This is a genomic window from Paracoccus sphaerophysae (assembly GCF_000763805.1).
In the GTDB taxonomy this organism is placed as follows: domain Bacteria; phylum Pseudomonadota; class Alphaproteobacteria; order Rhodobacterales; family Rhodobacteraceae; genus Paracoccus; species Paracoccus sphaerophysae.
This window is the reverse complement of record NZ_JRKS01000011.1, coordinates 1-22,421: the sequence shown is the minus strand read 5'-3', so window position 1 is coordinate 22,421 and position 22,421 is coordinate 1. Positions and strand designations below refer to the sequence as shown.

At 69.5% G+C, this 22,421-nt stretch carries 32 protein-coding genes and 1 tRNA gene; 20 read left to right on the top strand and 13 right to left on the bottom strand.

What is annotated here, in order from left to right:
• Positions 1-21: 21 nt before the first annotated feature.
• Genes IC63_RS05425 through gmk form a run of 3 tightly spaced genes read right to left on the bottom strand, consistent with a single transcriptional unit; the run spans position 22 to position 2,240 of the window.
• Positions 22-1,077, bottom strand: coding sequence for a sensor histidine kinase (locus tag IC63_RS05425; protein WP_036717684.1), 1,056 nt, complete (start codon positions 1,075-1,077; stop codon positions 22-24).
• Between the two features lie 9 nt (positions 1,078-1,086).
• Positions 1,087-1,608 (bottom strand): gamma carbonic anhydrase family protein, encoded by a 522-nt coding sequence (locus IC63_RS05420; RefSeq protein WP_036717683.1) that lies wholly within the window; start codon positions 1,606-1,608, stop codon positions 1,087-1,089.
• A complete protein-coding gene (gene gmk / locus IC63_RS05415) occupies positions 1,605-2,240 on the bottom strand; it encodes a guanylate kinase (RefSeq protein ID WP_036717682.1) in 636 nt (211 codons plus the stop codon). Before gmk ends, IC63_RS05420 begins: the two co-directional genes overlap by 4 nt.
• A gap of 142 nt (positions 2,241-2,382) precedes the next feature.
• On the opposite strand from gmk, the gene ispH reads away from it, so the two are divergent.
• The 6 genes from ispH (at position 2,383) to IC63_RS05385 (ending at position 6,285) form a co-directional block, all read left to right on the top strand.
• A complete protein-coding gene (gene ispH, locus IC63_RS05410; RefSeq protein WP_036717681.1) occupies positions 2,383-3,342 on the top strand; it encodes a 4-hydroxy-3-methylbut-2-enyl diphosphate reductase in 960 nt (319 codons plus the stop codon).
• A gap of 51 nt (positions 3,343-3,393) precedes the next feature.
• The gene (locus IC63_RS05405) at positions 3,394-3,999 is read left to right on the top strand and encodes a glutathione S-transferase family protein (RefSeq protein ID WP_036717680.1); all 606 of its coding nucleotides are present in this window, start codon (positions 3,394-3,396) and stop codon (positions 3,997-3,999) included.
• Positions 3,996-4,310, top strand: a complete 315-nt coding sequence (locus IC63_RS05400; protein WP_036717679.1) for a hypothetical protein — start codon at positions 3,996-3,998, stop codon at positions 4,308-4,310. Before IC63_RS05405 ends, IC63_RS05400 begins: the two co-directional genes overlap by 4 nt.
• Positions 4,307-4,756, top strand: coding sequence for a ribonuclease HI (gene rnhA / locus IC63_RS05395; RefSeq protein WP_036717678.1), 450 nt, complete (start codon positions 4,307-4,309; stop codon positions 4,754-4,756). Before IC63_RS05400 ends, rnhA begins: the two co-directional genes overlap by 4 nt.
• A gap of 7 nt (positions 4,757-4,763) precedes the next feature.
• Entirely contained in the window at positions 4,764-5,399 is a 636-nt protein-coding gene (locus IC63_RS05390) for a trimeric intracellular cation channel family protein (protein WP_198026259.1), read from the top strand.
• A 148-nt stretch (positions 5,400-5,547) separates the two neighbouring features.
• Positions 5,548-6,285 carry a calcium-binding protein gene (locus tag IC63_RS05385; RefSeq protein ID WP_036717677.1) on the top strand — a complete coding sequence of 246 codons (738 nt, stop codon included), beginning with the start codon at positions 5,548-5,550 and terminating at the stop codon, positions 6,283-6,285.
• 60 nt (positions 6,286-6,345) lie between these two features.
• Here IC63_RS05385 and tgt read toward each other — a convergent pair whose 3' ends face one another.
• Together tgt and IC63_RS05375 are read right to left on the bottom strand one after the other, a co-directional pair.
• Positions 6,346-7,473 carry a tRNA guanosine(34) transglycosylase Tgt gene (tgt, locus tag IC63_RS05380; protein WP_036717676.1) on the bottom strand — a complete coding sequence of 376 codons (1,128 nt, stop codon included), beginning with the start codon at positions 7,471-7,473 and terminating at the stop codon, positions 6,346-6,348.
• 56 nt (positions 7,474-7,529) lie between these two features.
• The gene (locus tag IC63_RS05375; protein ID WP_036717675.1) at positions 7,530-8,279 is read right to left on the bottom strand and encodes a GNAT family N-acetyltransferase; all 750 of its coding nucleotides are present in this window, start codon (positions 8,277-8,279) and stop codon (positions 7,530-7,532) included.
• Positions 8,280-8,431: 152 nt separating this feature from the next.
• On the opposite strand from IC63_RS05375, the gene msrB reads away from it, so the two are divergent.
• Positions 8,432-8,833 (top strand): peptide-methionine (R)-S-oxide reductase MsrB, encoded by a 402-nt coding sequence (msrB, locus tag IC63_RS05370; RefSeq protein ID WP_036717674.1) that lies wholly within the window; start codon positions 8,432-8,434, stop codon positions 8,831-8,833.
• Between the two features lie 6 nt (positions 8,834-8,839).
• Here the strand turns inward: msrB and IC63_RS05365 are convergent, their stop codons facing one another.
• Positions 8,840-9,295, bottom strand: a complete 456-nt coding sequence (locus tag IC63_RS05365) for an outer membrane protein assembly factor BamE (RefSeq protein ID WP_036717669.1) — start codon at positions 9,293-9,295, stop codon at positions 8,840-8,842.
• Between the two features lie 117 nt (positions 9,296-9,412).
• On the opposite strand from IC63_RS05365, the gene IC63_RS05360 reads away from it, so the two are divergent.
• From IC63_RS05360 to IC63_RS05320, 9 genes are all read left to right on the top strand, one after another.
• The gene (locus IC63_RS05360) at positions 9,413-9,967 is read left to right on the top strand and encodes a YceD family protein (protein ID WP_232222519.1); all 555 of its coding nucleotides are present in this window, start codon (positions 9,413-9,415) and stop codon (positions 9,965-9,967) included.
• Positions 9,968-10,098: 131 nt separating this feature from the next.
• Positions 10,099-10,305 (top strand): 50S ribosomal protein L32, encoded by a 207-nt coding sequence (gene rpmF, locus IC63_RS05355; RefSeq protein ID WP_036717667.1) that lies wholly within the window; start codon positions 10,099-10,101, stop codon positions 10,303-10,305.
• 33 nt (positions 10,306-10,338) lie between these two features.
• Positions 10,339-11,466: a phosphate acyltransferase PlsX gene (gene plsX / locus IC63_RS05350; protein ID WP_052041905.1), complete on the top strand. Its 1,128-nt coding sequence runs from the start codon at positions 10,339-10,341 to the stop codon at positions 11,464-11,466.
• Positions 11,463-12,437 carry a beta-ketoacyl-ACP synthase III gene (locus IC63_RS05345; RefSeq protein WP_036717665.1) on the top strand — a complete coding sequence of 325 codons (975 nt, stop codon included), beginning with the start codon at positions 11,463-11,465 and terminating at the stop codon, positions 12,435-12,437. The genes plsX and IC63_RS05345 overlap by 4 nt, the downstream gene beginning before the upstream one ends.
• A gap of 43 nt (positions 12,438-12,480) precedes the next feature.
• A complete protein-coding gene (yedE, locus tag IC63_RS05340) occupies positions 12,481-13,698 on the top strand; it encodes a selenium metabolism membrane protein YedE/FdhT (protein ID WP_036717663.1) in 1,218 nt (405 codons plus the stop codon).
• Entirely contained in the window at positions 13,695-13,937 is a 243-nt protein-coding gene (yedF, locus tag IC63_RS05335) for a sulfurtransferase-like selenium metabolism protein YedF (protein WP_036717651.1), read from the top strand. Before yedE ends, yedF begins: the two co-directional genes overlap by 4 nt.
• 52 nt (positions 13,938-13,989) lie before the next feature.
• Positions 13,990-14,751 carry an imidazole glycerol phosphate synthase subunit HisF gene (hisF, locus tag IC63_RS05330; protein WP_036717648.1) on the top strand — a complete coding sequence of 254 codons (762 nt, stop codon included), beginning with the start codon at positions 13,990-13,992 and terminating at the stop codon, positions 14,749-14,751.
• Positions 14,748-15,062, top strand: a complete 315-nt coding sequence (locus IC63_RS05325; protein WP_036717645.1) for a phosphoribosyl-ATP diphosphatase — start codon at positions 14,748-14,750, stop codon at positions 15,060-15,062. Before hisF ends, IC63_RS05325 begins: the two co-directional genes overlap by 4 nt.
• Positions 15,063-15,126: 64 nt before the next feature.
• Positions 15,127-15,594 carry an MgtC/SapB family protein gene (locus IC63_RS05320; protein WP_232222518.1) on the top strand — a complete coding sequence of 156 codons (468 nt, stop codon included), beginning with the start codon at positions 15,127-15,129 and terminating at the stop codon, positions 15,592-15,594.
• On the opposite strand, the gene IC63_RS16910 is transcribed toward IC63_RS05320, so the two are convergent.
• The 6 genes from IC63_RS16910 to pdxH form a co-directional block, all read right to left on the bottom strand.
• The gene (locus IC63_RS16910) at positions 15,591-16,118 is read right to left on the bottom strand and encodes a GNAT family N-acetyltransferase (RefSeq protein ID WP_052041903.1); all 528 of its coding nucleotides are present in this window, start codon (positions 16,116-16,118) and stop codon (positions 15,591-15,593) included. The two genes, IC63_RS05320 and IC63_RS16910, sit on opposite strands and share 4 nt — an antisense overlap.
• Complete coding sequence (gene rnd, locus IC63_RS05310) at positions 16,115-17,296, bottom strand: ribonuclease D (RefSeq protein WP_036717642.1); 1,182 nt, start codon at positions 17,294-17,296, stop codon at positions 16,115-16,117. Before rnd ends, IC63_RS16910 begins: the two co-directional genes overlap by 4 nt.
• A 142-nt stretch (positions 17,297-17,438) precedes the next feature.
• Positions 17,439-17,515, bottom strand: a tRNA-Pro gene (locus IC63_RS05305).
• Between the two features lie 78 nt (positions 17,516-17,593).
• Complete coding sequence (locus IC63_RS05300; RefSeq protein WP_036717638.1) at positions 17,594-18,097, bottom strand: DUF192 domain-containing protein; 504 nt, start codon at positions 18,095-18,097, stop codon at positions 17,594-17,596.
• Entirely contained in the window at positions 18,094-18,789 is a 696-nt protein-coding gene (locus IC63_RS05295) for a cold-shock protein (RefSeq protein ID WP_084115514.1), read from the bottom strand. Before IC63_RS05295 ends, IC63_RS05300 begins: the two co-directional genes overlap by 4 nt.
• Positions 18,790-18,969: 180 nt before the next feature.
• Positions 18,970-19,584, bottom strand: coding sequence for a pyridoxamine 5'-phosphate oxidase (gene pdxH, locus IC63_RS05290; RefSeq protein WP_036717636.1), 615 nt, complete (start codon positions 19,582-19,584; stop codon positions 18,970-18,972).
• A gap of 61 nt (positions 19,585-19,645) precedes the next feature.
• On the opposite strand from pdxH, the gene fabI reads away from it, so the two are divergent.
• The 4 genes from fabI to IC63_RS05270 are packed head-to-tail and all read left to right on the top strand — an operon-like array spanning position 19,646 to position 22,134.
• Positions 19,646-20,488 (top strand): enoyl-ACP reductase FabI, encoded by an 843-nt coding sequence (fabI, locus tag IC63_RS05285; protein ID WP_036717634.1) that lies wholly within the window; start codon positions 19,646-19,648, stop codon positions 20,486-20,488.
• A gap of 3 nt (positions 20,489-20,491) precedes the next feature.
• Positions 20,492-21,103 carry a LysE family translocator gene (locus IC63_RS05280; protein ID WP_156965364.1) on the top strand — a complete coding sequence of 204 codons (612 nt, stop codon included), beginning with the start codon at positions 20,492-20,494 and terminating at the stop codon, positions 21,101-21,103.
• 18 nt (positions 21,104-21,121) lie between these two features.
• Positions 21,122-21,652, top strand: coding sequence for a xanthine phosphoribosyltransferase (gene gpt, locus IC63_RS05275; protein WP_036717632.1), 531 nt, complete (start codon positions 21,122-21,124; stop codon positions 21,650-21,652).
• Positions 21,652-22,134: a DUF2127 domain-containing protein gene (locus tag IC63_RS05270; RefSeq protein ID WP_036717631.1), complete on the top strand. Its 483-nt coding sequence runs from the start codon at positions 21,652-21,654 to the stop codon at positions 22,132-22,134. Before gpt ends, IC63_RS05270 begins: the two co-directional genes overlap by 1 nt.
• 26 nt (positions 22,135-22,160) lie before the next feature.
• Here IC63_RS05270 and IC63_RS17930 read toward each other — a convergent pair whose 3' ends face one another.
• On the bottom strand, positions 22,161-22,298 hold the full coding sequence (locus IC63_RS17930; RefSeq protein WP_156965363.1) for a hypothetical protein: 138 nt from the start codon (positions 22,296-22,298) through the stop codon (positions 22,161-22,163).
• Between the last annotated feature and the right edge of the window lie 123 nt (positions 22,299-22,421).

Genomic DNA, 22,421 nt, shown 5'->3' with positions numbered 1-22,421 from the left:
GCCCCCTTTGCCGGTGCGGCCCTAGCCCGGCAGGATGAAGGTGAAGCGGCTGCCCTGCCCGGCGGTGCTTTCGATCTTCAGCCGGCCGCGGTGGCGAGCGACGATGTGCTTGACGATCGCCAACCCCAGCCCGGTCCCGCCCTTCTCGCGCGAGCGATGGTTGTCCACGCGATAGAAGCGCTCGGTCAGCCGCGGCAGGTGGATCTCGTCGATCCCCTCGCCGTCATCTGCCACCTCGACCGACCAGCCCGGACCGCGCAGCAGCGGCTCGTGCGGGACATGGGCCAGCGTCACCCGGACCTCGCCCCCCTGTCCGGCCTTGCTGCCATACTTGATCGCGTTCTCGATCAGGTTGTGCAGCACCTGCTGGATCTGGTCGGCATCGCCACCGATCTCGGCCGCCTCGGCGGTGCCGATGCGGACCAGCGACACCCCTGCCGCTGCAGCCGCCGGGGCGAGCGTCGCGCAGACCGACCGGATCAGCGCCGCGAGATCGACGCGGTCCAGCGGCCGGCGGCGCTCCTCCTGCTCGACACGGCTCAGCGACAGCAGGTCGCCGATCAGGCGGTTCATCCGCCCGGCCTCGCGCTCCATGATCCCCAGGAAACGGTCGCGCGCGGCGGCATCGCTGCGGGCCGGACCCTGCAGGGTCTCGATGAAGCCCATCAGCGCGGTCAGCGGCGTCTTCAGCTCGTGGCTGACATTGGCGACGAAGTCGCGCCGCATCTGCTCGGCATGTTCGACGCCCGAGCTGTCCTCGATCACCACCGCTGCCCCCGGCCGGCGGGCCAGCGTCAGGGGGGTGACGGTAACGACGCAGTTGCGGTCATGGCCCTTGGCGCTGAGCGTCACCGACAGGCGCGCGGGCGGGCCGTTGCCGGCGGCGGCCAGCGCCTGTTCGACCGCGCGATTGACCAGCGCCTGCCGCAGCACGGTGACGAAGGGCCGGTCGGTCAGCGCCTCGCCCAGCATGGCGGTGGCGGCCGCGTTGGCGACGACGACGCGGGCGTCGCCATCCACGACCAGCATCGGGACAGGCACCGCCTCGCACAGCTGCTGCAACGCTGCATTGTCCATCGTGAGTGCCTAGTCGACGCGGCTCAGCCCGGCGCGGAACCGCGCCGCGTTGGCGCGATAGCGCGCCGCGGACTGACGCAGCCCGGCTTGCGCGGCCTCGTCCAGCATCCGCACCACCTTGCCCGGCGCGCCCATGACCAGAGCGCCGGGCGGGATCTCCTTGCCCTCGGGGATCAGCGCGCCGGCGCCGATCAGGGTGCCGGCGCCGATGACGGCGCGGTTCAGCACCACGGCGCCCATGCCGATCAGGGCGCCGTCATGGACCGTGCAGCCATGCAGGATCGCCTTGTGGCCCACGGTGACGTCACGCCCGAGGGTCAGCGGACAGCCGGGGTCGGTGTGGAAGACGCAGCCATCCTGCACGTTCGACCCGGGGCCCACGCGGATTTCCTCGTTGTCGCCGCGCAGGACGGCGCCCCACCAGACGCTCGCCTGAGGTTCCAGCACGACGCGGCCCATCAGCTGCGCGTCCGGCGCCACCCAGGCGTCGGCGGCGATGTCGGGGGCGATCCCATCCAGTTCCCAGATCACGGCTTCTCCTCCATCAGGCGCCGCACGAACGGACCCAGCGACGGCCTGCGGTCGCGGCGCAGCCGTTCGGCCGTCAGGATCGCGCGCAGGGCGGTTTCGGTGGCGTCCAGGTCGTCATTGACCAGCACATAATCATATTCGGCCCAGTGGCTGATCTCGTCGCGGCTTTTCTGCATGCGGCCGGCGATCACCGCGTCGCTGTCCTGGTCGCGGGCCCGCAGGCGGCGCTCCAGCTCGGTCAGGCTGGGCGGCAGGATGAAGATCGAGACGACGTGCGGCGCGAGGCTCGAGGCCCGGATCTGCTGCCCGCCCTGCCAGTCCACGTCAAAGATCGTGTCCCGCCCCTCGGCCATCGCCAGCTCGACCGGGCCGCGCGGGGTGCCGTAGAAATTGCCGAAGACCTCGGCATGTTCCAGCATCTCGCCCGCATCGACCATGGCGCGGAATCCGGCGGGATCGGTGAAGAAGTAATCCTGCCCGTCGACCTCGCCCTCGCGCGGTGGCCGCGTCGTCGCCGAGACCGAGAACTTGAGCGCCGGGTCCCAGTCCATCAGCCGCCGGGCCAGGGTCGACTTGCCCGCCCCCGAGGGCGAGGACAGGATGACCAGCAATCCGCTGCGGTTCTGCTGCATCTGTCCCCCGTTCCTGCGGCCGTCCGGTCCGCGTCGCCCGGGTCATGCCGCAGCGGCACGGGGGCCGTCAAGGTTGCGGGGCCTGGGCACAGGGCGGGCGGCGGCATGGACAGCCCCGCCCCGGCGCGATAACCCTGCGCCCATGACGGAAAAGCCGCCCCTGACCCTGTATCTCGCCGCGCCGCGCGGGTTCTGCGCCGGCGTGGACCGGGCCGTGCAGATCGTGGAACTCGCGCTGCAGAAATGGGGCGCGCCGGTCTATGTCCGCCACGAGATCGTCCACAACCGCTTCGTCGTGGACGGGCTGCGCGACCAGGGCGCCGTCTTCGTCGAGGAACTGGACGAGGTCCCCGACGACCGCCCGGTGATCTTTTCCGCCCATGGCGTGCCGAAATCGGTCCCGGCCGAGGCGGCGCGGCGCGAGATGATCTATGTCGACGCCACCTGCCCCCTGGTCAGCAAGGTCCATGTCGAGGCCGAGCGGCACCATGAGGCCGGGCTGCAGATGGTGATGATCGGCCATGCCGGCCACCCCGAGGTGCTGGGCACGATGGGCCAGCTGCCCGAGGGCGAGGTGATCCTGGTCGAGACGGTCGAGGACGTGGCCGAGGTCACCCCGCGCGACCCCGACCGGCTCGCCTGGGTCACCCAGACGACGCTGTCGGTCGATGACACCGCGCAGGTGGTCGAGGCGCTGAAGGCGCGGTTCCCGGCCATCGTCGGCCCCGCCAAGGACGACATATGCTATGCGACGACCAACCGCCAGGCCGCGGTCAAGGCGATCGCGGGGCGGATCGAGGCGCTGCTGGTGATCGGGGCGCCGAACTCCTCGAACTCGCGCCGGCTGGTCGAGGTGGGCCGCGCGGCCGGGTGCGATTATGCGCAGCTGGTGATGCGGGCGGCGGATATCGACTGGCGGGCGCTGCAAGGCGTCCGCACGGTCGGGGTGACCGCCGGCGCCAGCGCCCCGCAGGTGCTGGTCGACGAGGTTATCGCCGCCTTCCGCGACCGCTATGACCTGACCGTCGAGATCGTCGACACTGCGCAGGAGCGGGTGGAATTCAAGGTGCCGCGGGTCCTGCGCGAGGCCGCGCAGGGCTGAAGCGCCGGACCGGGGCGCTGCCCCGGACCCCGGGATATTTGGACAAAGAAGATGAAGCTGTATTCGATGCCGTCGTCGGGCAACTCCTACAAGGTTCGGCTGTTGCTGGCGCTGCTGGGGCGCCCATGCCTGACGGTCGATCTGGAAAGCGGCGATCCGGCGCTGCAGGCCGCCAGGGACGCGGGCGTGCTGCCCTATGGCAAGCTGCCGACGCTGGAACTGGACGACGGCCGCGCCATCGCGGAATCGAATGCAATCCTCTGCTACCTGGGCGAGGGCACGGCCTTGTGGCCCGCCGATGCTGTCACGCGCGCCCAGATGCTGGGCTGGATGTTCTGGGAACAATACAGCCACGAGCCGGTGATCGCCGTGCGGGCGGCGCTGCGGAGCTATCCCGAGCGCGCCCATCTCGCCACGCCCGAGCGGATGGCGGACCTGCTGGAGCGAGGCCACGCGGCGCTGGCCCTGATGGAGCAGCGGCTGACCCGCGCCGACTGGCTGGCCGGCCAGGCGGCCAGCCTCGCCGACATCTGCCTTTACGGCTACACCCACAGCGCCGGTGCGCGTGGCGGGTTCGACATGGCCTTGTTTCCGGCGATCAATCGCTGGCTGCAGCGAATTGCGGCGCTGCCGGGCCACGAGGGGTTGAACGGATGATCTGGGCTTACCTGCTGACGGCGCTGATCGTGTGCACCTCGCCAGGGATCGGTGTCGGCTATGGCTCGACGCTGGGCGGGAGATTTACCGCGGGCTTCCGGGCCGCGGCCGAGGTTGGGCTTGGCAGGCTGATCGAGCTTGGCTTCGGTTTTACCCTTGTCACCCTGTTGACGTTCCTCGGCTATGCCGCCCCCGCGGCCACCGGGCGGCAGCGGCGGATGGCGTCCGACACCGCGACGCGCTGGTTGCGCCGCGCCTTTGCGGCCTCGTTCGCAGCGCTGGGGCTGAAACTGGCGGTCGAAAGCGCATGACCGCCCTGTTCGCCTGGACCGACGGGGCCTGCAGCGGCAATCCCGGGCCGGGAGGCTGGGGGGTGCTGATGCGCGCCATGGACGGGGAAACCGTCGTCAAGGAACGGGAACTGTCGGGCGGCGAGCCCGCGACGACCAACAACCGGATGGAATTGACGGCGGCGATCTCGGCGCTCGAGGCGCTGACCCGGCCGACCGAGATCACCGTGACCACCGACAGCGCCTATGTGAAGAACGGCGTCACCGCCTGGATCCACGGCTGGAAGAAGAACGGCTGGCGCACCGCCGACCGCAAGCCGGTCAAGAACGCCGATCTGTGGCAGCGTCTGGATGCGGCGCGCGATCGCCACCAGGTCACCTGGGCCTGGATCAAGGGCCATGCCGGCCACCCGGAAAACGAGCGCGCGGACGAACTGGCCCGCGCCGGCATGGCGCCCTTCAAGTGAGCCGGGGATGAGCGGCATCAGCGGGCTCATCTGGGGGCTGGATTACCTTTCGGCGCTGGTCTTCGCGATCACCGGGGCGCTGGTGGCCAGCCGCCGGCAGCTGGATCTGACCGGCTTCATCTTCATGGCGACGCTGACGGCCGTGGGCGGCGGGACACTGCGCGACCTGGTGTTGGGGCGCGATCCGGTGTTCTGGGTGGCGCGGCCGGGGCTGGTCGTGGCCGCTGCCGCGGCGGCGTGTGCCGTGTTCTGGACCGCGCACCGGCTGGAAAGCCGCTACAACTGGCTGCTGTGGCTGGATGGGCTGGCGCTGGCGGTGGCGGTTCCTGCGGGAGTCGGTGTGGCGATGGCCGGGGGCTACGGGCCCGTGATCGTCGTCATAGCGGGCGTGATCACCGGCTGCTTTGGCGGCCTTGTCCGCGACGTGGTGGGCAACGAGGTGCCGCTGGTCCTGAAACAGGGCGAACTGTATCTGACGGCCGCCTTTGGCGGCGCGCTGGTCGCGCTTGCCGCGCTGTGGCTGGGCCTGCCCCGCCCGGCGGCGCTGGTCGCCTGTGGTGGGGCGACGTTCCTGCTGCGCGCAGGATCCATGCTGTGGGGCTGGGCGCTGCCTGTCTATCGTGGAAGGCCGCCCCGATCATGAGGCGGACGCGCGGCAGGTTTTCTTCCCCCAAGGCAGGTTTCCGCCGAGAGTGCGCCAGGCCCGCATGAAGTTTTCATGACGTCTCTTGTTTTGTGCCAGCCGGGGCTCATGTCGCTTGGAGTTTCACGTAACCCAAGGAGTAAGTGAAATGGCGACCATCAATGGCAACGACAGCGCGAACCTGCTGACCGGCACAGCCTATGGCGATCTGATCCGCGGATTTGACGGGGCGGACCGGCTGTATGGCCGCGGTGGCAACGACACCATCCACGGGGGCGACGACGAGGACCGCCTGTTCGGCGAGGACGGCAACGACGTGATCGCCGGCGGCAAGGGAGAGGACAGCCTGTGGGGCGGCAACGGTGCCGACCGTCTTACGGATGAAAGCGGAAACGATTTCCTTGACGGCGGCGCCGGCAACGACACGATCTCGGCCGGCGAAGGCAACGACACCATCTATGGCGGCTGGGGCGCCGATCAGGTCCTTGCCGGGTCGGGCAATGACGTCATCCACGCGGGGGCTGGCAACGATTACGTTGTGGGCCACGAAGGGGATGATGTGATCCGCGGGGACAACGGCCGCGACAGCCTGGTCGGCGGCGAGGGCAATGACGTCCTGGACGGCGGCGCGCACAACGATCTTCTGATCGGTGGAGAAGGCGCGGACCGTTTCGTGTTCACCCATGGCATCGACCGCATCCGCGATTTCGAAAGCGGCGATGACGACATCGACCTGCGCGGCATTGCCGGGCTGGACAGCTGGGCCGAACTGCGCAGCCATCTCGTCCAGTCGGGCAGCCACACCGTGTTCCAGTGGGGCACCAACCAGCTGATCATCGAGAATACCAGCGTCCGCTCGCTGGATGCCGAAGATTTCATGTGGTGATCTGAGCGGTCATCCATCCACGGCGGCGCCGTCCCCTGCCGGGGGCGGCGCCGTTTCGTGTCAGACAGGCGGGATATCCCCCTGCGCGCGCATGGCGTGAAACTCGGCCACCCAGGCATCCAGCGTGCCCCCGGTGATCGCATCGCGCATTCCCTGCATGATTTGCTGATAATAATGCAGGTTGTGCCAGGTCAGCAGCATCCCCGAGATCATCTCTCCGGCCCGAAAGACGTGGTGCAGATAGGCCCGCGAATAGCCGGTGCAGGCCGCGCACGAGCAATCCTCGTCCAGCGGGCGCGGATCGTCGGCATGGCGGGCGTTCTTGATGTTGACCTGCCCGCGCCGCGTCCACGCCTGCCCCGTGCGGCCGGATCGCGAGGGCAGGACGCAGTCCATCATGTCCACCCCGCGCTGCACCGCGCCCACGATGTCGTCGGGCTTGCCGACGCCCATCAGGTAGCGCGGCTGGTCCGCGGGCAGCAGGTCGGTGGCGTAATCGAGCACGCCGAACATCACCTCTTGCCCCTCGCCCACGGCCAGCCCGCCGATCGCGTAGCCGTCAAAGCCAATGGCGCGCAGAGCGGCCGCGGATTCCGCGCGCAGGTCGCGCTCGACCCCGCCCTGCATGATCCCGAACAGCGCGTGCCCCGGCCGGTCGCCGAAGGCGTCGCGGGACCGCTGGGCCCAGCGCATCGACAGGCGCATCGCCTCGGCCTGGCGCGCGTGGGTGGCGGGCAGCGCCGGGCATTCGTCGAAGGCCATGACGATGTCCGAGCCGAGCAGGCGCTGGATCTCCATGCTGGTTTCCGGCGACAGCACGTGGCGCGAGCCGTCGATGTGGCTGGAAAAGGTCACGCCCGCCTCGGTGAGCTTGCGCAATTCGGCGAGGCTCATCACCTGGAAGCCGCCCGAGTCGGTCAGGATCGGCCCGTCCCAGTTCATGAAGCGGTGCAGCCCGCCCAGCCGGTCGATCCGTTCCGCGCCGGGGCGCAGCATCAGGTGATAGGTGTTGCCCAGCAGGATGTCGGCGCCGGTCGCGCGGACGCTTTCGGGCAGCATCGCCTTGACCGTCCCGGCCGTGCCCACGGGCATGAAGGCCGGGGTGCGGACATCCCCGCGCGGGGTGCGGATCTGGCCCGACCGCGCGCGGCCGTCGGTCGCTTCCAGCGTAAAGGAAAAGCCCGTCATCCCCTGCCCCCGATTGAACCCGCGGCTTCTAGCGGGCCGGGGCCGGGGCGGCAAGCTCAGCCGGCAAGCTGGCGCAGGGCGCGGGCCCGGCCGGGGGGGATGGCCTTGATCTCGACCCCGGTGAAGACGTGCATGGTGCCCAGCTGGCGGTCCATCACCGCGTGGTCGCTGACCCAGCCGCCCATCATCAGGTAGGTCCGCAGCAAGGGCGGCATCGCGGCCATCGCCCGGCGCGGGTCGGGGCGACGCAGCAGCCGGGCAAAGCGGAACACCTCGGGCGCCTTGACCCGCGGCAGCCAGCGCTTGGGCGCGATGTGGCGTTCCAGCAGCATGGCGAAGGCGTCCTCGTGCTGGGTGGCGTCGGTGCCCAGGAAGGACGAACAGCCGAACAGCAGCTCGACCCCGGCCGCGTCGACATGCTGGGTGAGCGCGGCCCAGGCGAGGCGCAGGATGTCGGGGTCGGAATGAGCCGGGTGGACGCAGAACCGTCCGAGTTCCACCATCGGCGCCGGAAAGTCGCGCAGCGCGGACAGGTTGTAATACTGCGCCGAATAGCTGCGGTCGATGTCCGTGCCCGAGGTAAGATGCAGCAGCCGGAAACAGGCGACCAGCTGGCCGCTGCGGGTGTCCTCGATCAGCACATGCTGACAGACGGCGTCCAGCGCATCGGCGTCCAGGGCGAGGCTGTCCTGCGCTTCGGTGCGATCGCCCACGAAGCACAGCCAGCGCAACCGTTGCGCCGCAAGAAGGTCGTCGGGGCCTGCAGCCAGGCGCAGCAGCCAGCGTCCCTTGCGCATGCTTCGCATCACAGCCCGTCCTGTCCTGCGCCGCGGAGAAGTCCGCGCCGATCAAACACCCCGTCGGCGGCGGCCGTTCCCCGATCGGGGCGGGTCCGCGGCTTGCCTAGGTTCAAACTCGTCCTAGGTTGTAACCATAACGCAACAGCGAGGATCGCGACATGGCCGAAAAGATCACCCGCAGCGATGCGGAATGGCGGGGGATGCTGGACCCGGAAACCTATCGGGTGACGCGGCAGGCCGGGACCGAGCGGCCGTTTTCGCACCGGGGCTTTCCCAAGGGGCCGGGCCATTACGTCTGCGCCTGCTGCGGGGCGCGGCTGTTCGACGGCGACCAGAAATTCGAAAGCCATTGCGGCTGGCCCAGCTTTTCGCGCGCCGGCGGCGAGATCGCCGAGCACGTGGACCGCAGCCACGGCATGATCCGCACCGAGGTCACCTGCGAACGCTGCGACGCGCATCTGGGGCACGTCTTCCCCGACGGGCCCCCGCCGACCGGGCTGCGCTACTGCATCAACGGCGTGGCGATCCGCTTCGTGCCCGATCAGGCGGCCGCGGGCTGAGCCGAATCAGTCGAACATCTGGCCGGGGTTGAACTTGCCGACATTCGCGAACAGCTGGCGCAGCACACTGGCGCCCGACACGCCGCTGTCAGTCACCCGCTGCGACAGCACCACGATGCGGCCGCGTTCCAGCCCGAAGCGTTCGACATTGGTGACCGTCCCGGCCTCGTCGAAGCTGATCGCGACCACCTGGCGGTCGATCTCCTTCGGGGGGTTAATGCCGTAATGTTCCCAGCGCGAGCCGACGTAATACCAGCCCGAGCCGGTCAGCACACCCTGCGATCCGGGGCGCCCGATCAGGGTTTCCAGCTCGGCCTGGTTGGTCTGGCCGACCACCACCATCGCCAGGTCGTCGTCGGTCGGGACATAGCCGTGGTTGCGGAACATCCGCGTGCATCCCGCGCCCGCCAGCAGCGGCACGGCAAGGGTCAGGGCGATCAGCTGACGCCGGGTCGTGGTCATCGGGACACCTTCCGCCCTAGGGTTCTGCCGCCCCGCCCTGCCCGCCTGGACAGCCGGCCGGTTGACGGCGCCCGAACGGCTTAGCAAACTCGCACCCGCCGCTCAAGAATGTCGATCATGGACGGCGAAGTCCCTGCGGGAAAAGGCAAGATCATGGTTACCAACCCCTATTCCCACCCCCTGCGGGTCGCCCATCTGAACCCGCGCAAGCCGAACCCGCTGACCCTGGAACCCGACGCTGCCGCGCGCGCCCGCATCGCCGAGGCGCTGGGCATCGAGGCGGTGCCCGCGGCAGCGATGACTGCGACCGTGACCGCCGCCGGCAACGACGCCTGGGAACTGACCGCCCGGCTGACGGCGCGGGTGGTGCAGCCCTGCGTGGTGACGCTCGCCCCCGTCGAAACCGCCATCGCCGAGGATGTCCGCCGCGTCTATTCCCCCCACGCCGCCGAGCCCGAGGGCGACGACGTCGAGATGCCGGATGACGAGATCGAGCCCTTGGGCCAGTCCATCGACGCCGGCGCCGTGCTGGTCGAGGCGCTGTCGCTCGCGCTGCCGCTGTATCCCCGCGCGCCCGGCGCCGCCCTGCCCGACGCCGGCGGCGAGGCCGAGGCCGAGGCGCGCCGTCCCTTCGCCGATCTTGCCGCGATGCTGGCCCGCAAGGAGGACTGAGCCTTGCCGGAAACGCTCAGCCTTGACCCTTGCGGCGCGGCGCGTTGTGCCGTATCTGGCCGGTTCGATCCGAAACATTTCCGGGCCGGGACAGCTGATTGGCCCCGCCCCTTGCCACCGAAGGTTGTCCCATGGCCGTCCCTCAGAACCGAGTCACCCGGTCCCGTCGCAACATGCGCCGCTCGCATGACGCGCTGGTTGCCGGTAACCCGAACGAATGTTCGAACTGCGGCGAACTCAAGCGTCCGCACCACGTCTGCCCGTCCTGCGGCCATTACGCGGATCGTGAAGTCGTGGCGCAAGCGAACGACATCGATCTGGACGACGACGCGGCCTGATCCCGTCATTGGCGGGGTGCGGGGCTGGGTGCGATGACGTCCGGGTTTGCTGAGGCTGACAGATCGCGCCCTGCCCACGACGGCACGGTGGTGATTTCCGTAGACGCGATGGGGGGCGACCGTGGTCCCGCCGCCATCGTCGCGGGGATCGAGCAAAGCTGCGACAAGAACCCGGAAATCCGGTTTATCGTGCACGGGCCCGAACCCGAATTGCGGCGCCTGATCGGACGGCGGCGCGAGATAGCCGACCGCTGCGTCATCCGCCATGCTCCCGGCGTGGTGTCGATGACCGACAAGCCCAGCCAGGTGATCCGCTCGGCCCAGGACACCTCGATGTGGTCCGCCGTCGAATCGGTTCGCAACGGCGAGGCGACGGTCGCGGTCAGCTGCGGCAATACCGGCGCGCTGATGGCGCTGTCGATGCTGCGGCTGCGCAAGCTGCCCGGCGTCGCCCGTCCGGCCATCGCGATCCTGTGGCCCTCGCGCAATCCGACCGGGTTCAACGTGATGCTGGACGTCGGCGCCGACATCAAGGCCGACGCCACCGATCTGCTGCAATACGCGTTGATGGGCGCGTCCTACGCCCGGAACGGCCTGGGGCTGGACCGCCCGAGGGTCGGGCTGCTGAACGTCGGCACCGAAGAGCACAAGGGCCGCGCCGAACTGAAGGAGGCGCAGGAGCTTGTCGCCGCCGCCGCGCCCCGCGGCCAGTTCGACTATGTCGGCTTCGTCGAGGGCTCGGACCTGATGAGCGACCGCGTGGATGTGATCGTCACCGATGGCTTCACCGGCAATATCGCATTGAAGGCCGGCGAAGGGACCGCCAAGCTGGTCGGTGATTTCCTCAAGGAGGCGTTCGCGAACTCGATCATGTCCAAGTTCGCCGCCCTGCTCGCCATGACCTCGCTGAAGCGGCTGCAAAAGCGGATCGACCCGCGCCGGGTGAATGGCGGGGTGTTCCTGGGGCTGAACGGGACCGTGGTGAAATCCCACGGCTCGGCCGACGCGACCGGGTTGTCGGCGGCGATCAAGCTGGCCTTTCAGCTGGCCAAGTCCGGCTTTCACGAACGGCTCGCGGCCCGGGTGGCGCAGGCCGCCGAACAGGCTGCCGCCGCGCCCGCCCCCGGGGCGACCCACGCGCCGACCGGAGACAGCGCATGACCCGGCGTTCCGTCATCCGCGGCACCGGCCATTACCTGCCGGCGCGGATCGTCCCGAACAGCGAATTCGAAGCGACGCTGGACACCACCGACGAATGGATCCGCGACCGAACCGGGATCGAGCGGCGCCATTTCGCGGCCGAGGGCGAGTTCACCTCGGACCTGGCCATCGCTGCCGCCCGCGCGGCGCTGGACCGCGCCGGGATGCAGCCGGGCGAGATCGACGCGATCGTGGTCGCCACCTCGACCCCCGACCTGACCTTTCCCGCCGTCGCCACGATGGTGCAGGCGGGGCTAGGGATGACCCGAGGCTTTGCCTATGACGTGCAGGCGGTCTGCGCCGGCTTCGTCTTTGCGCTGTCGAACGCGGACGGGCTGATCCGCTCGGGTCAGGCCGACCGGGTGTTGGTGATCGGGGCGGAAACCTTTAGCCGGATCATGGACTGGACCGACCGCGGCACCTGCGTGCTGTTCGGGGACGGCGCCGGCGCCGTGATCCTCGAGGCGGCCGAAGGCGAGAGCACGCCCCAGGATCGGGGCGTGCTGTCCACTGATCTGAACAGCGACGGCACCCTGCGCGACCTGCTGTATGTCGATGGCGGCGTCAGCCGCACCGGCACGGCGGGGTTCCTGCGGATGCAGGGCAATCTCGTCTTCCGCCACGCGGTCGAAAAGCTTGCCGCCACCGCGCACCGGGCGCTGGACAAGGCCGGGCTGACCCCGGCCGACGTGGACTGGCTGGTCCCGCACCAGGCCAACCTGCGGATCATCACGGCCACCGCGCAGAAGATGCAGCTGCCGATGGACAAGGTGATCCTGACCGTGGCCGATCACGGCAACACCTCGGCCGCCTCGATCCCGCTGGCGCTGTCGGTCGCCGACGGCGAGGGCCGCTTTGCCCGGGGCGACGTCGTGGTGATCGAGGCGATCGGCGGGGGAATGAGCTGGGGCAGCGTGGTCTTGCGCTGGTAGGCCCGCCCGGTCTACTGCCCCCAATCTGCTGCAAGGAGCCGACATGGATTGGCCGCAATTCCGGGACCGCTTCCTGGTCCGATTCTGGGACCCCCTGCCCGCGGTGATCGCCGCCGGGGTGCTGTCGGCCTATTACTTCGGCCTGACCGGCACCTTCTGGGCGGTGACCGGCGAATTCACCCGCTGGGGCGGCCATGTGCTGCAGCTGTTCGGCCTGCACCCCGAGGAATGGGGATATTTCAAGGTCATCGGCCTTAAGGGCGGGCCGCTGGACCGGATCGACGGGGTGATGGTGCTGGGCATGTTCGCCGGCTGCCTTGCCGCCGCGCTGTGGGCCAACAACGTCAAGCTGCGCCGGCCGCAGAACCGCACCCGCATCGCGCAGGCGCTTGTCGGAGGCATCATCGCCGGCTTCGGCGCGCGGCTGGCGATGGGCTGCAACCTGGCGGCGTTCTTTACCGGCATCCCGCAATTCTCGCTGCACGCCTGGTTCTTTGCGCTGGCCACGGCGGCCGGGTCATGGGCGGGCGCGCGGTTCACCCTGCTGCCGATGTTCCGCAGCCCGATCAAGCTGCAGAAGGTGTCGGCCGCGCTGCCCCTGACCCAGACCGCGGCGCAGGCGCGCAACCGGCTGTGGCTGGGCATGGCGGTCCTGGCGCCGGCGCTGGCCTGGGGGCTCTGGCAGCTGGCCGTGGCCCCGGTGATGGGCTTTGCGATCCTGTGCGGGATCGGCTTCGGCCTGCTGATCGAGCGGGCGCAGATCTGTTTCACCTCGGCCTTCCGCGACCTGTGGATCACCGGCCGCACCTACATGGCCAAGGCGATCATCCTGGGCATGGCGGTCAGCGCCATCGGCGTCTTCAGCTATATCCAGCTGGGCGTCGCGCCCAAGATCATGTGGGCCGGGCCCAATGCGGTGATCGGCGGGCTGCTGTTCGGCTTCGGCATCGTGCTCGCCGGAGGCTGCGAGACCGGCTGGATGTATCGCGCGGTCGAGGGCCAGGTGCATTTCTGGTGGGTCGGGCTGGGCAACATCATCGGCGCGACGCTGCTGGCCTGGTGCTGGGACGGCATCGCGCCGGCGCTGGCGCTGGATTTCGACAAGGTCAACCTGCTGGCGGTGTTCGGCCCCGCGGGCGGGCTGGTCGTGACCTATCTTCTGCTGATCCTGTCCCTGCTGGCGGTGCTGTGGTGGGAACGGCATTTCTTCCGCCGCCGCGCCGCCACCCCCGCCCCAACCCTCAAGGAAGCGATGCAATGACCGACGACACCGTGATCGTGCCGGATTTCCGGCTGGACGTGCTGGGCGAATCCTGCCCTTACCCCGCCGTCGCCACGCTCGAGGCGATGGAGCAGCTGAGCTCGGGCCAGGTGCTCGAGGTCATCAGCAGCTGCCCGCAATCGGTCAACAACATCCCGCATGACGCCCGCAACCACGGCTATACGATGCTGGCGGTCCAGCAGGACGGGCCGACGATCCGGTTCCTGATCCGCCGCTGACCGCGGCAGCCCGCCCCTTCCCCGGGGCCGCGCGGCAGGCTATCAGGCGGTCATGCTGAAAACCCGCATCATTCCCTGCCTTGACGTGGCCGACGGCCGGGTCGTCAAGGGCGTGAACTTCGTCGATCTGGTCGACGCCGGCGACCCGGTGGCGGCTGCGGCAGCCTATGACGCTGCCGGCGCCGACGAGCTGTGCTTTCTGGACATCCACGCCACCCACGAAAACCGCGGCACGATGTTCGACCTGGTGACCCGCACCGCCGAGCAGTGCTTCATCCCGCTGACCGTCGGCGGCGGCGTGCGCACCCCCCACGACGTGCGCGACCTGCTGCTGGCCGGGGCGGACAAGGTGTCGTTCAACTCGGCCGCGGTGGCGGACCCCGACGTGGTGGCGCAGGCGGCGGACCGCTTCGGCAGCCAGTGCATCGTCTGCGCCATCGACGCCAAGACCGTCGCGCCGGGCCGGTGGGAGATCTTCACCCATGGCGGCCGCAAGCCGACCGGCATCGACGCGGTCGAGTTCGCCCGCACCGTCGCCGCCAGGGGCGCGGGCGAGATCCTGCTGACCTCGATGGACCGCGACGGCACCCGCGCCGGCTTCAACCTGCCCCTGACCCGCGCCATCGCCGATGCGGTGGACATCCCCGTCATCGCCTCGGGCGGGGTCGGCACGCTGGACCATCTGGTCGAGGGCGTGACAGAGGGGCATGCCAGCGCGGTCCTCGCTGCCTCGATCTTTCACTTCGGCACCTACACGATCGGCGAGGCCAAGGCGCATATGGCGGCCGCCGGAATCCCGATGAGGATGGCATGACCGACACGCTCTCTCGCCTCGCCGCGACCATCACGGCGCGCAAGGGCGCCGATCCGGCGTCCAGCTGGACCGCGCAGCTGCTGGCCCGCGGCCCCGAGAAATGCGCCGAGAAGTTCGGCGAGGAAGCCGTCGAGGCGATCATCGAGGCGGTCCGCGGCGACCGCGCCCGGCTGACCGCCGAGGCCGCGGACGTGATCTATCACCTGCTGGTGATGCTCGCCGCGCGGGACGTGCCGCTGGCCGAGGTGCTGGCCGAGCTTGACCGGCGCGAGGGGCAGTCGGGCCTGGACGAAAAGGCCGCCCGCGGCTGACCCGCCTCGCACAAGGAAGATCTCATTTAATTTCCTGCATGATTTCATCGACCCGATGCAATCCATGTCGGTCGCCACCGCGACGCTGCGGCTGCTGTCGGCGCTCATCCTGGGCGGGGTGATCGGCTGGGAACGCGAGGTCAACTCGCGCGCCGCGGGCCTGCGCACCCATATGCTGATCTCGCTGGCCTCGGCCACCTTCGCCATCGTCGCGATGGAGCTGACCAGCTTCGAGGGCGACCCCGACATGGCGATGCGGATCGACCCGCTGACGCTGATCGAGGCGGTCACCTCGGGCGTCGCCTTCCTCGCCGCCGGGTCCATCGTCATCAACGGCGCCAATGTGCGCGGGGTGACGACGGGGGCCTCGATGTGGCTGTGCGGCGCGATCGGGCTGTGCTGCGGGGTGGGCGACGTCAAGCTGGCGGGGCTGCTCACGCTGCTGGCGATGCTGGTGCTGTGGCTGATCCAGCGGCTGGTCACCCCGGTCGCGATCCGCGTCCGCGGCGACGATCCGGAGGGCCGGGGTTAACCCGGCGACCCCGCCGCCCGGTGGAACCGCCAGATCGGCGCCGGCGCGGCGCGAGCGGCCGAGACGCCCATCCCCTCGTCGCTCAGCTGGAACCCGGCCTTCTCGAGCACCCGGCGGGAGGCGGGGTTGTCGGTAAAGACGTCGGCGCTGAGCGGGCCGATGCCGGCGCGGTCCAGCCAGGTCGCGAAGCCCACGACGACCTCCGAGCCGAGTCCGCCACCGGCGACCACGGGATCGAGAAAATACCAGATCGGCGCGGCAGGCTCGCCGCGTCCAGCGATCCCGACACCGATCGAGCCGACGACCGCGCCGTCCCGCTCGATCACCGCCCGGAAGGGCGGGGTCGTCGTGTCCAGCGGAAATCGCGCGGCAAAGTCATCGGCATCCATGCCGGGCCGAAACAGGAACAGCATCCGCGCCACCTCGGGGCGGGTGGCGATGGCGTAGAGCGCCGGCAGGTCGTCCGCGCGGGCGCTGCGGATCAGGGTGCGGGCCGTGCGCAGCGGCCAGCCCGCCGCGGTCATCCGACCGCCACGACCTTGATCGACCCGCCGCTGGCCGACAGCGCGATGCGCCCCTGCGCCAGCCGCAGCGCGTCGTTGCCGAACACCTCGGCCCGCCAGCCCGACAGCGCCGGCAGGTCGCGCGCGCCCGAGGCGATAGCGTCCAGCTCGGACGCCGAGGCGATCAGCCGCGGCGCCACGCCCGCCGCGTCGGCCTTGGCCTTCAGCAGCACCCGCAGCAGTTCCGACAGCGCGCCGTTGCCCTGCCGCCCCGGTTCCTCGGGCGCGGGCTTCGGCAAGTCCGAGGCCTCGACCCCCGCCTTGACGGCAGCGAGGATGCCCTGCGCGATCTCGCCCCGCCGTGCCTCTCGCAGCAGCAGGCGCGACTTGGACAGGTCCTCGTCGGTCATCGGCTTGGTCGAGGCCAGCTCGATCAGCGCATCGTCCTTGAACACCCGCGACCGCGGCACGTCGTGCGACTGGGCGTAATCCTCGCGGAACCGCGCCAGTTCGCGCACCACCGCCAGAAACCGCGGCGAGCCGGAGCGGGTGCGCACCCGTTCCCACGCCTCGGCGGGGCGGACGATGTAGGTTTCCGGGTCGACAAGCACAGCGGCTTCCTCGGCCACCCACGGGCCTCGCCCGGTCTTGTCCAGCTGGGCGCTGAGATATTCATAGATCGCCCGCAGATGGGTCACGTCGGCCAGCGCGTATTCCGCCTGGGCCTGGGTCAGCGGCCGGCGCGACCAGTCGGTGAAGCGCGAGGACTTGTCCAGCGGCGCCTTGGCGATGCGCTTGACCAGCGTCTCGTAGCCCGCCTGCTCGCCAAAGCCGCAGACCATCGCCGCGACCTGAGTGTCGAACAGCGGATCGGGGAAGACCCCGGCGTCGTGGAAGAAGATCTCCAGGTCCTGGCGGGCGGCGTGAAAGACCTTGACCGTCGGCGTATGGCGGAACAGGTCGTAGAGCGGCTCCAGCGACAGCCCCTCGGCCAGCGGGTCGATCAGCGCCGCGGGCCCGCCCTGCGCCTTGGGCCCCGAGGCCGGCGGCAGCGCCATCTGGATCAGGCACAGCTTGGAATAATAGGTCCGCTCGCGCAGGAATTCGGTGTCGAGCGTGACATAGGGCTGGGCCTTGGCCAGTTCGCAGAATGCGGCGAGGTCGTCGGTGGTGGTGATGATGCGCGGTTCTGCGGTCATGATCGTCCTTCTGGTGGCGGGTCGTCCGCCGGTAATGCGTCAGCGGCGGGCCCGCGGTCCCTGCCCGGTACCGAAACGGGCCAGTCTTTTCTTGCGGCCAAGGCTCCGCCCTTCGGCGCGCGCCGCATCCGCGAAAGGGGACTGGTCGGGGCGAGAGGATTCGAACCTCCGGCCTACGGTACCCAAAACCGTCGCGCTACCAGGCTGCGCCACGCCCCGAACCGGCATCTTTTATCGTGCCGGACCGCAGGGCGAAAGACGAAACTCGCCGCCCGCGGGGCATGCCGCGCCGCCGCGTCAGCGGCAGGGTCGGGCCGCAGCGGCTTGCGGCACCGCCGGATGCGACAGCACCGTGCCCTCGACGAGGCCGAGCCGCCCCGCAGCCCCGCCGGTGATTTCCAGCACCAGCAGCCGGTCGGGGTCAGGATCGCCCGGCCCCGCCCCCGGCACCGGGGTCAGATCGAGCGGCCGCGCCTGCGGATGGACATGGCGCAGGACGCCCGCGTCATCGAAGAACAGCATGTCCAGCGGGATCAGCGTGTCCTTCATCCAGAAACTCGCCGGGCGCGCCGATTCATAGACGAATAGCATGCCGTGGCCCTCGGGCAATCCGGTTCGGCCCATCAGCCCCTGCGCGCGCTCGGCAGCGTCGTCGGCGATCTCGACGGTGATGGTCACCCGCTCCCCGGACGGCGGCGTCAGGACGGCGCGATCCGGCGCACATTCGGCCGCCCCCGCCGCCGGCGCGGCGCAGGCCGCAAGCAGCAGCGCCGCTGCGGCGATGCGGGGGCGGGCCGTCATCCCGCGGCCCGCGCCTTGACGGCCGGGCGGCGCGACTCGACCTCGCGCAGATGAGGGGTCGGGTCGCGGGCCGGCGCGCCGGGCTGCGCGGCCGCGACGGCCTCGGGCACCGGGCCGCCGTCGGCCTGGCCCTCGCCGCCGCCCGCGCCGCCGACTGCCCCGCCAACCGGGACGGCGCGGTCCCATGCGAGGATCTGCGCCGCGATATAGCCGCGCGGGCCGTCAACCACCCGCACCACGACCGCCTCGCCGGGCAGCAGGTCGGCAAACCCCCAGTGGCGCAGCACCTCGACATGCAGGAAGACGTCGCCACGCTGGCCGAACACATTGGCAAAGCCAAAACCCTTGGCCTTGTCGAACCATTTGACCCGCGCCGGCAGCAGCGGCAGCGTGTCGAGCGTGTCCTTGGGAACCGCGGACAGGTCGGGAATGGGCGCCTGCCCGGAGCATGGCGGCGGCTGGATCGACAGCACCGCCGCGGCCTGGCGCCCGCGCGGCGTCGACACGGCGCGGACCGAGACCAGCGCGCCGTCGGCGATCGAGCTTTGCCCGAAGCTTTGCAGGACATTGGCGTGCAGCAGCACGTCCGGGCCGCCGAGCGAATCGGCCAGGAAGCCGAAGCCCTTGACGGGATCGAACCACTTGATCTGACCCTGAACGGTCTCGCTGAGCTCGGGGATGTCGCCGCTCATTTTCTTCCTTTTAGGCCAACGTCCGCGGAGAAAGTATCCACGGCAGCGAAAGTGCAAACCTGCTCACAAACTTCCGCTACGTCAACTCGTATAAACTACGGATGTCAGCCTTGAATTCCGACACCGCGGCGCCAATGAGCACCGCCGAACAAAAGCCTGCACATATAACAACGCTTCGCCTTACGGTTGCAACCTGCATACGTCCCAGCCGTCCGCCGCGTTACGCCGCGTCCAACGAAAGCGGTCGTGCAGCCGGAACGCGCCATCCGCCCAGAACTCGATCTGCACGGGGACCAGCCGGAACCCGCCCCAGAAAGGCGGTCGCGCCGGGTTCAGGCCGTGCCGCAGCCCTTGCCGGGCCACCTCGGCCATCAGCGTGCCGCGGCTGTCCAGCGGCTGGCTTTGCCGGCTGGACCAGGCGCCGATCCGGGACTGCAGCGCGCGGCTGGCGTAGTATTCGTCCGCCTGCGGCCCCTCTTCGCGGCTTGCCGTGCCACGCACACGGACCTGACGGCGCAGGGATTTCCAGTGCATGACGAAGGCTGCAACGCCGGTGGCGGCGATCTGCTGGCCCTTGGCGCTGTCGTAATTGGTATAGAACAGGAAGGCGCCGTCCGGCCCGGGCTCGATTTCCTTCAGCAGCACCATGCGGGCGTCGGGCATCCCCTCGGCATCCACCGTGGCCAGCGCGATCGCGTTCGGATCGTTCGGCTCGGTCGCGGTCGCCTCGTCCAGCCACCGCTGCGCCAGCGCAAAGGGATCGTCGCCGGCGAAAATTCCGCTGCGGTCGGTCATCTTGATTCCCTCCGGGCTTTGGCCTAATTCTCGGCCAGGTTGAGAACGCGGGGATCGATCCATGTCAAGCGAGCGCAATTCGAACGGGCTGATGGCAGGCAGGCGCGGGCTGATCATGGGCCTGGCCAACGACAAGTCCATCGCCTGGGGAATCGCCCGCGCGCTGGCCGAGCAGGGTGCCGAACTGGCGTTCTCGTATCAGGGCGAGGCGCTGAAGAAGCGGGTCGAGCCGCTGGCCGCCCAGCTCGGCTCGGACATCGTGCTGCCCTGTGACGTGGCCGACATGGCGTCGGTCGATGCGCTGTTCGCCGATCTGCAGGGCCGCTGGGGCAGGCTGGACTTCCTGGTTCACGCGATTAGCTTTTCCGACAAGGAGGAGCTGCGCGGCCGCTATGTCGATACCAGCCGCGACAACTTCCTGATGACGATGGACATTTCTGTCTATTCCTTCACCGCCGTCGCCCAACGCGCCGCCGCGATGATGCCCGAGGGCGGGGCGCTGCTGACCCTGACCTATTACGGCGCCGAGCGGGTCATGCCGCATTACAACGTCATGGGCGTCGCCAAGGCCGCGCTCGAGGCGTCGGTGCGCTATCTGGCCGAGGATCTGGGCAAGGACGGGATTCGCGTCAACGCCATCTCGGCCGGGCCGATCAAGACGCTGGCAGCCTCGGGGATCGGCGATTTCCGCTATATCCTGAAGTGGAACGAGCTGAATTCGCCCCTGCGCCGCAACGTCACGACCGAGGATGTGGGCAAGTCGGCGCTGTATCTGCTGTCCGACCTCGGCTCGGGCGTGACGGGCGAAACCCACCACGTCGACGCCGGTTATCACGTCGTCGGCATGAAGGCCGTGGACGCGCCCGACATCGACGCGGTGACCAACCGCAAGGCCGCCGAGTAACGGATGGACGGGATCACCCTGCCCCAGGTCGTGCTGTTCGTCAGCACGATGGCGGTGGCGATCCTGTCGCCCGGCCCCGCGATCATCGCCGCCAGCCGCTCGGCCGCCGCGCGCGGGCGGGCGGCGTCGATGCCCTATGCGATGGGGCTGGCGGTCGGCGCCTCGCTGTGGTGCCTGTTCGCGGTCTTCGGCCTCAGCGCGCTGTTCCGCGTCGTGCCGCAGCTTTACCTGCTGATGAAGATCCTCGGCGGCGCCTATCTGGTCTGGGTCGCCGTCCAGATGCTGCGCCATGCCGCCGATCCGCTGGCGATGGACGGCGAGACGGTCACCGGCCCCGGCTTTCTGCGCGGCATGGCGCTGAACCTGTCGAACCCCAAGCCGGCGCTGTTCTATGGCAGCGTCCTGCTGTCGATCTTCCCGGCTCTGCACGGCATCGCGGCGCTGGCGATCTATCTGGTCGCGCTGACCGTCGAGGTCACCTTCTATGCCGCCGTCACCACGCTGATGGCGACCGGCCCGGTGCGGCGGCGCTATATCGCCGCCAGGACCTGGATCGACCGCATTGCCGGGGCGCTGATCGGTGCGCTAGGGGTGTCCCTGATCGTCCGCCACTGACAGCCCGAGGACTTGCCCATGGCCCGCCCCGCTTCCGACCGCCTGCCGCATGAACGCGGCTTTCACGTCAGCTGGGACCAGCTGCACCGCGACGCCCGCGCGCTGGCCTGGCGGCTGCAGGACAAGGAAGCCCCGGGCGGCGGCGAATGGCGCGCCGTGGTGGCGATCACCCGCGGCGGCATGGTGCCGGCGATGATCGTGGCGCGCGAGCTGGACATCCGCACGATCGACACGATCTCGATCAAGTCCTACAAGGGCGACGGCGACAAGGGCATCCAGGGCGAGCTGGTGGTGCTGAAATCCCCCGACCCGGCGATGATGGGCGACGGAGAAGGCGTGCTGGTCGTCGATGACCTAGTCGACAGCGGCCGCACGCTGGAACTGGTGCGACAGATGTATCCCCGCGCGCATTTCGCCACCGTCTACGCCAAGCCCAAGGGCCAGCCGATGGTCGAGACCTACATCACCGAGGTCAGCCAGGACACGTGGATCTTCTTCCCGTGGGACATGGCCCTGCAATATGTCGAGCCCTATCGCGGCACCGACTGATGCGCCACCTGGCGGCCGACCGCGGGCTGCTGCACCGGCTGTTCGAACTGGGCATCGCGGCCAAGGCGGTGTTTGCGTCGATCGAGACCGCGGCCGGCTTGGCGCTGCTGGCGACGCCTGACGCGCGATTCCAGGGCTGGCTGCACTGGCTGACGCAGGCGGAACTGGTCGAGGACCCCTCGGACCCGCTCGCCCGCCGGGTGCTGGCGGCGATGGGTCATCTGGATGCGGGCAGCCAGCATTTCTACGCGGTCTATCTGCTCGGCCACGGGCTGCTCAAGCTGGCGGTGGTGGCGCTGCTGGCGCGGCGCGTGGCGGCCGCCTATCCGCTGGCCATCGCGGTCTTTGCGGGCTTCGTGGCGTATCAGCTGCACCGCTGGACGCTGACCGGATCGCCGGCGATGCTGGCGCTGTCGGCGCTGGACGCCGTGGTGATCTGGCTGACATGGCAGGAATGGCGGGACGCCGCCGCGCGCGGCTGACGCTCGGTTCGCCGTAAATTCCCCGCCTAGTCGGTCGCCTTACCCGGATCGGGCGCCTTCACCGCCGGATCGGCGCCGGGAATGTCGTCCGGCTGCTTGCCGGCCTGCTGGGCCTGGTTCTTGCCCATCAGACGCTTGTTGCGCTCGGCTTCTTCGGGGGTCACGTCCTGCACGGGGTTATGGCGGGGGGGGTCCTGTCTCTTTTTTACATCTCCCCGCCCCCCCGAACAAAGGGGAACACGGTTGGCCGCTTTTTCCTTTTAAAAAAAAAAAAAAAGAAAATGACA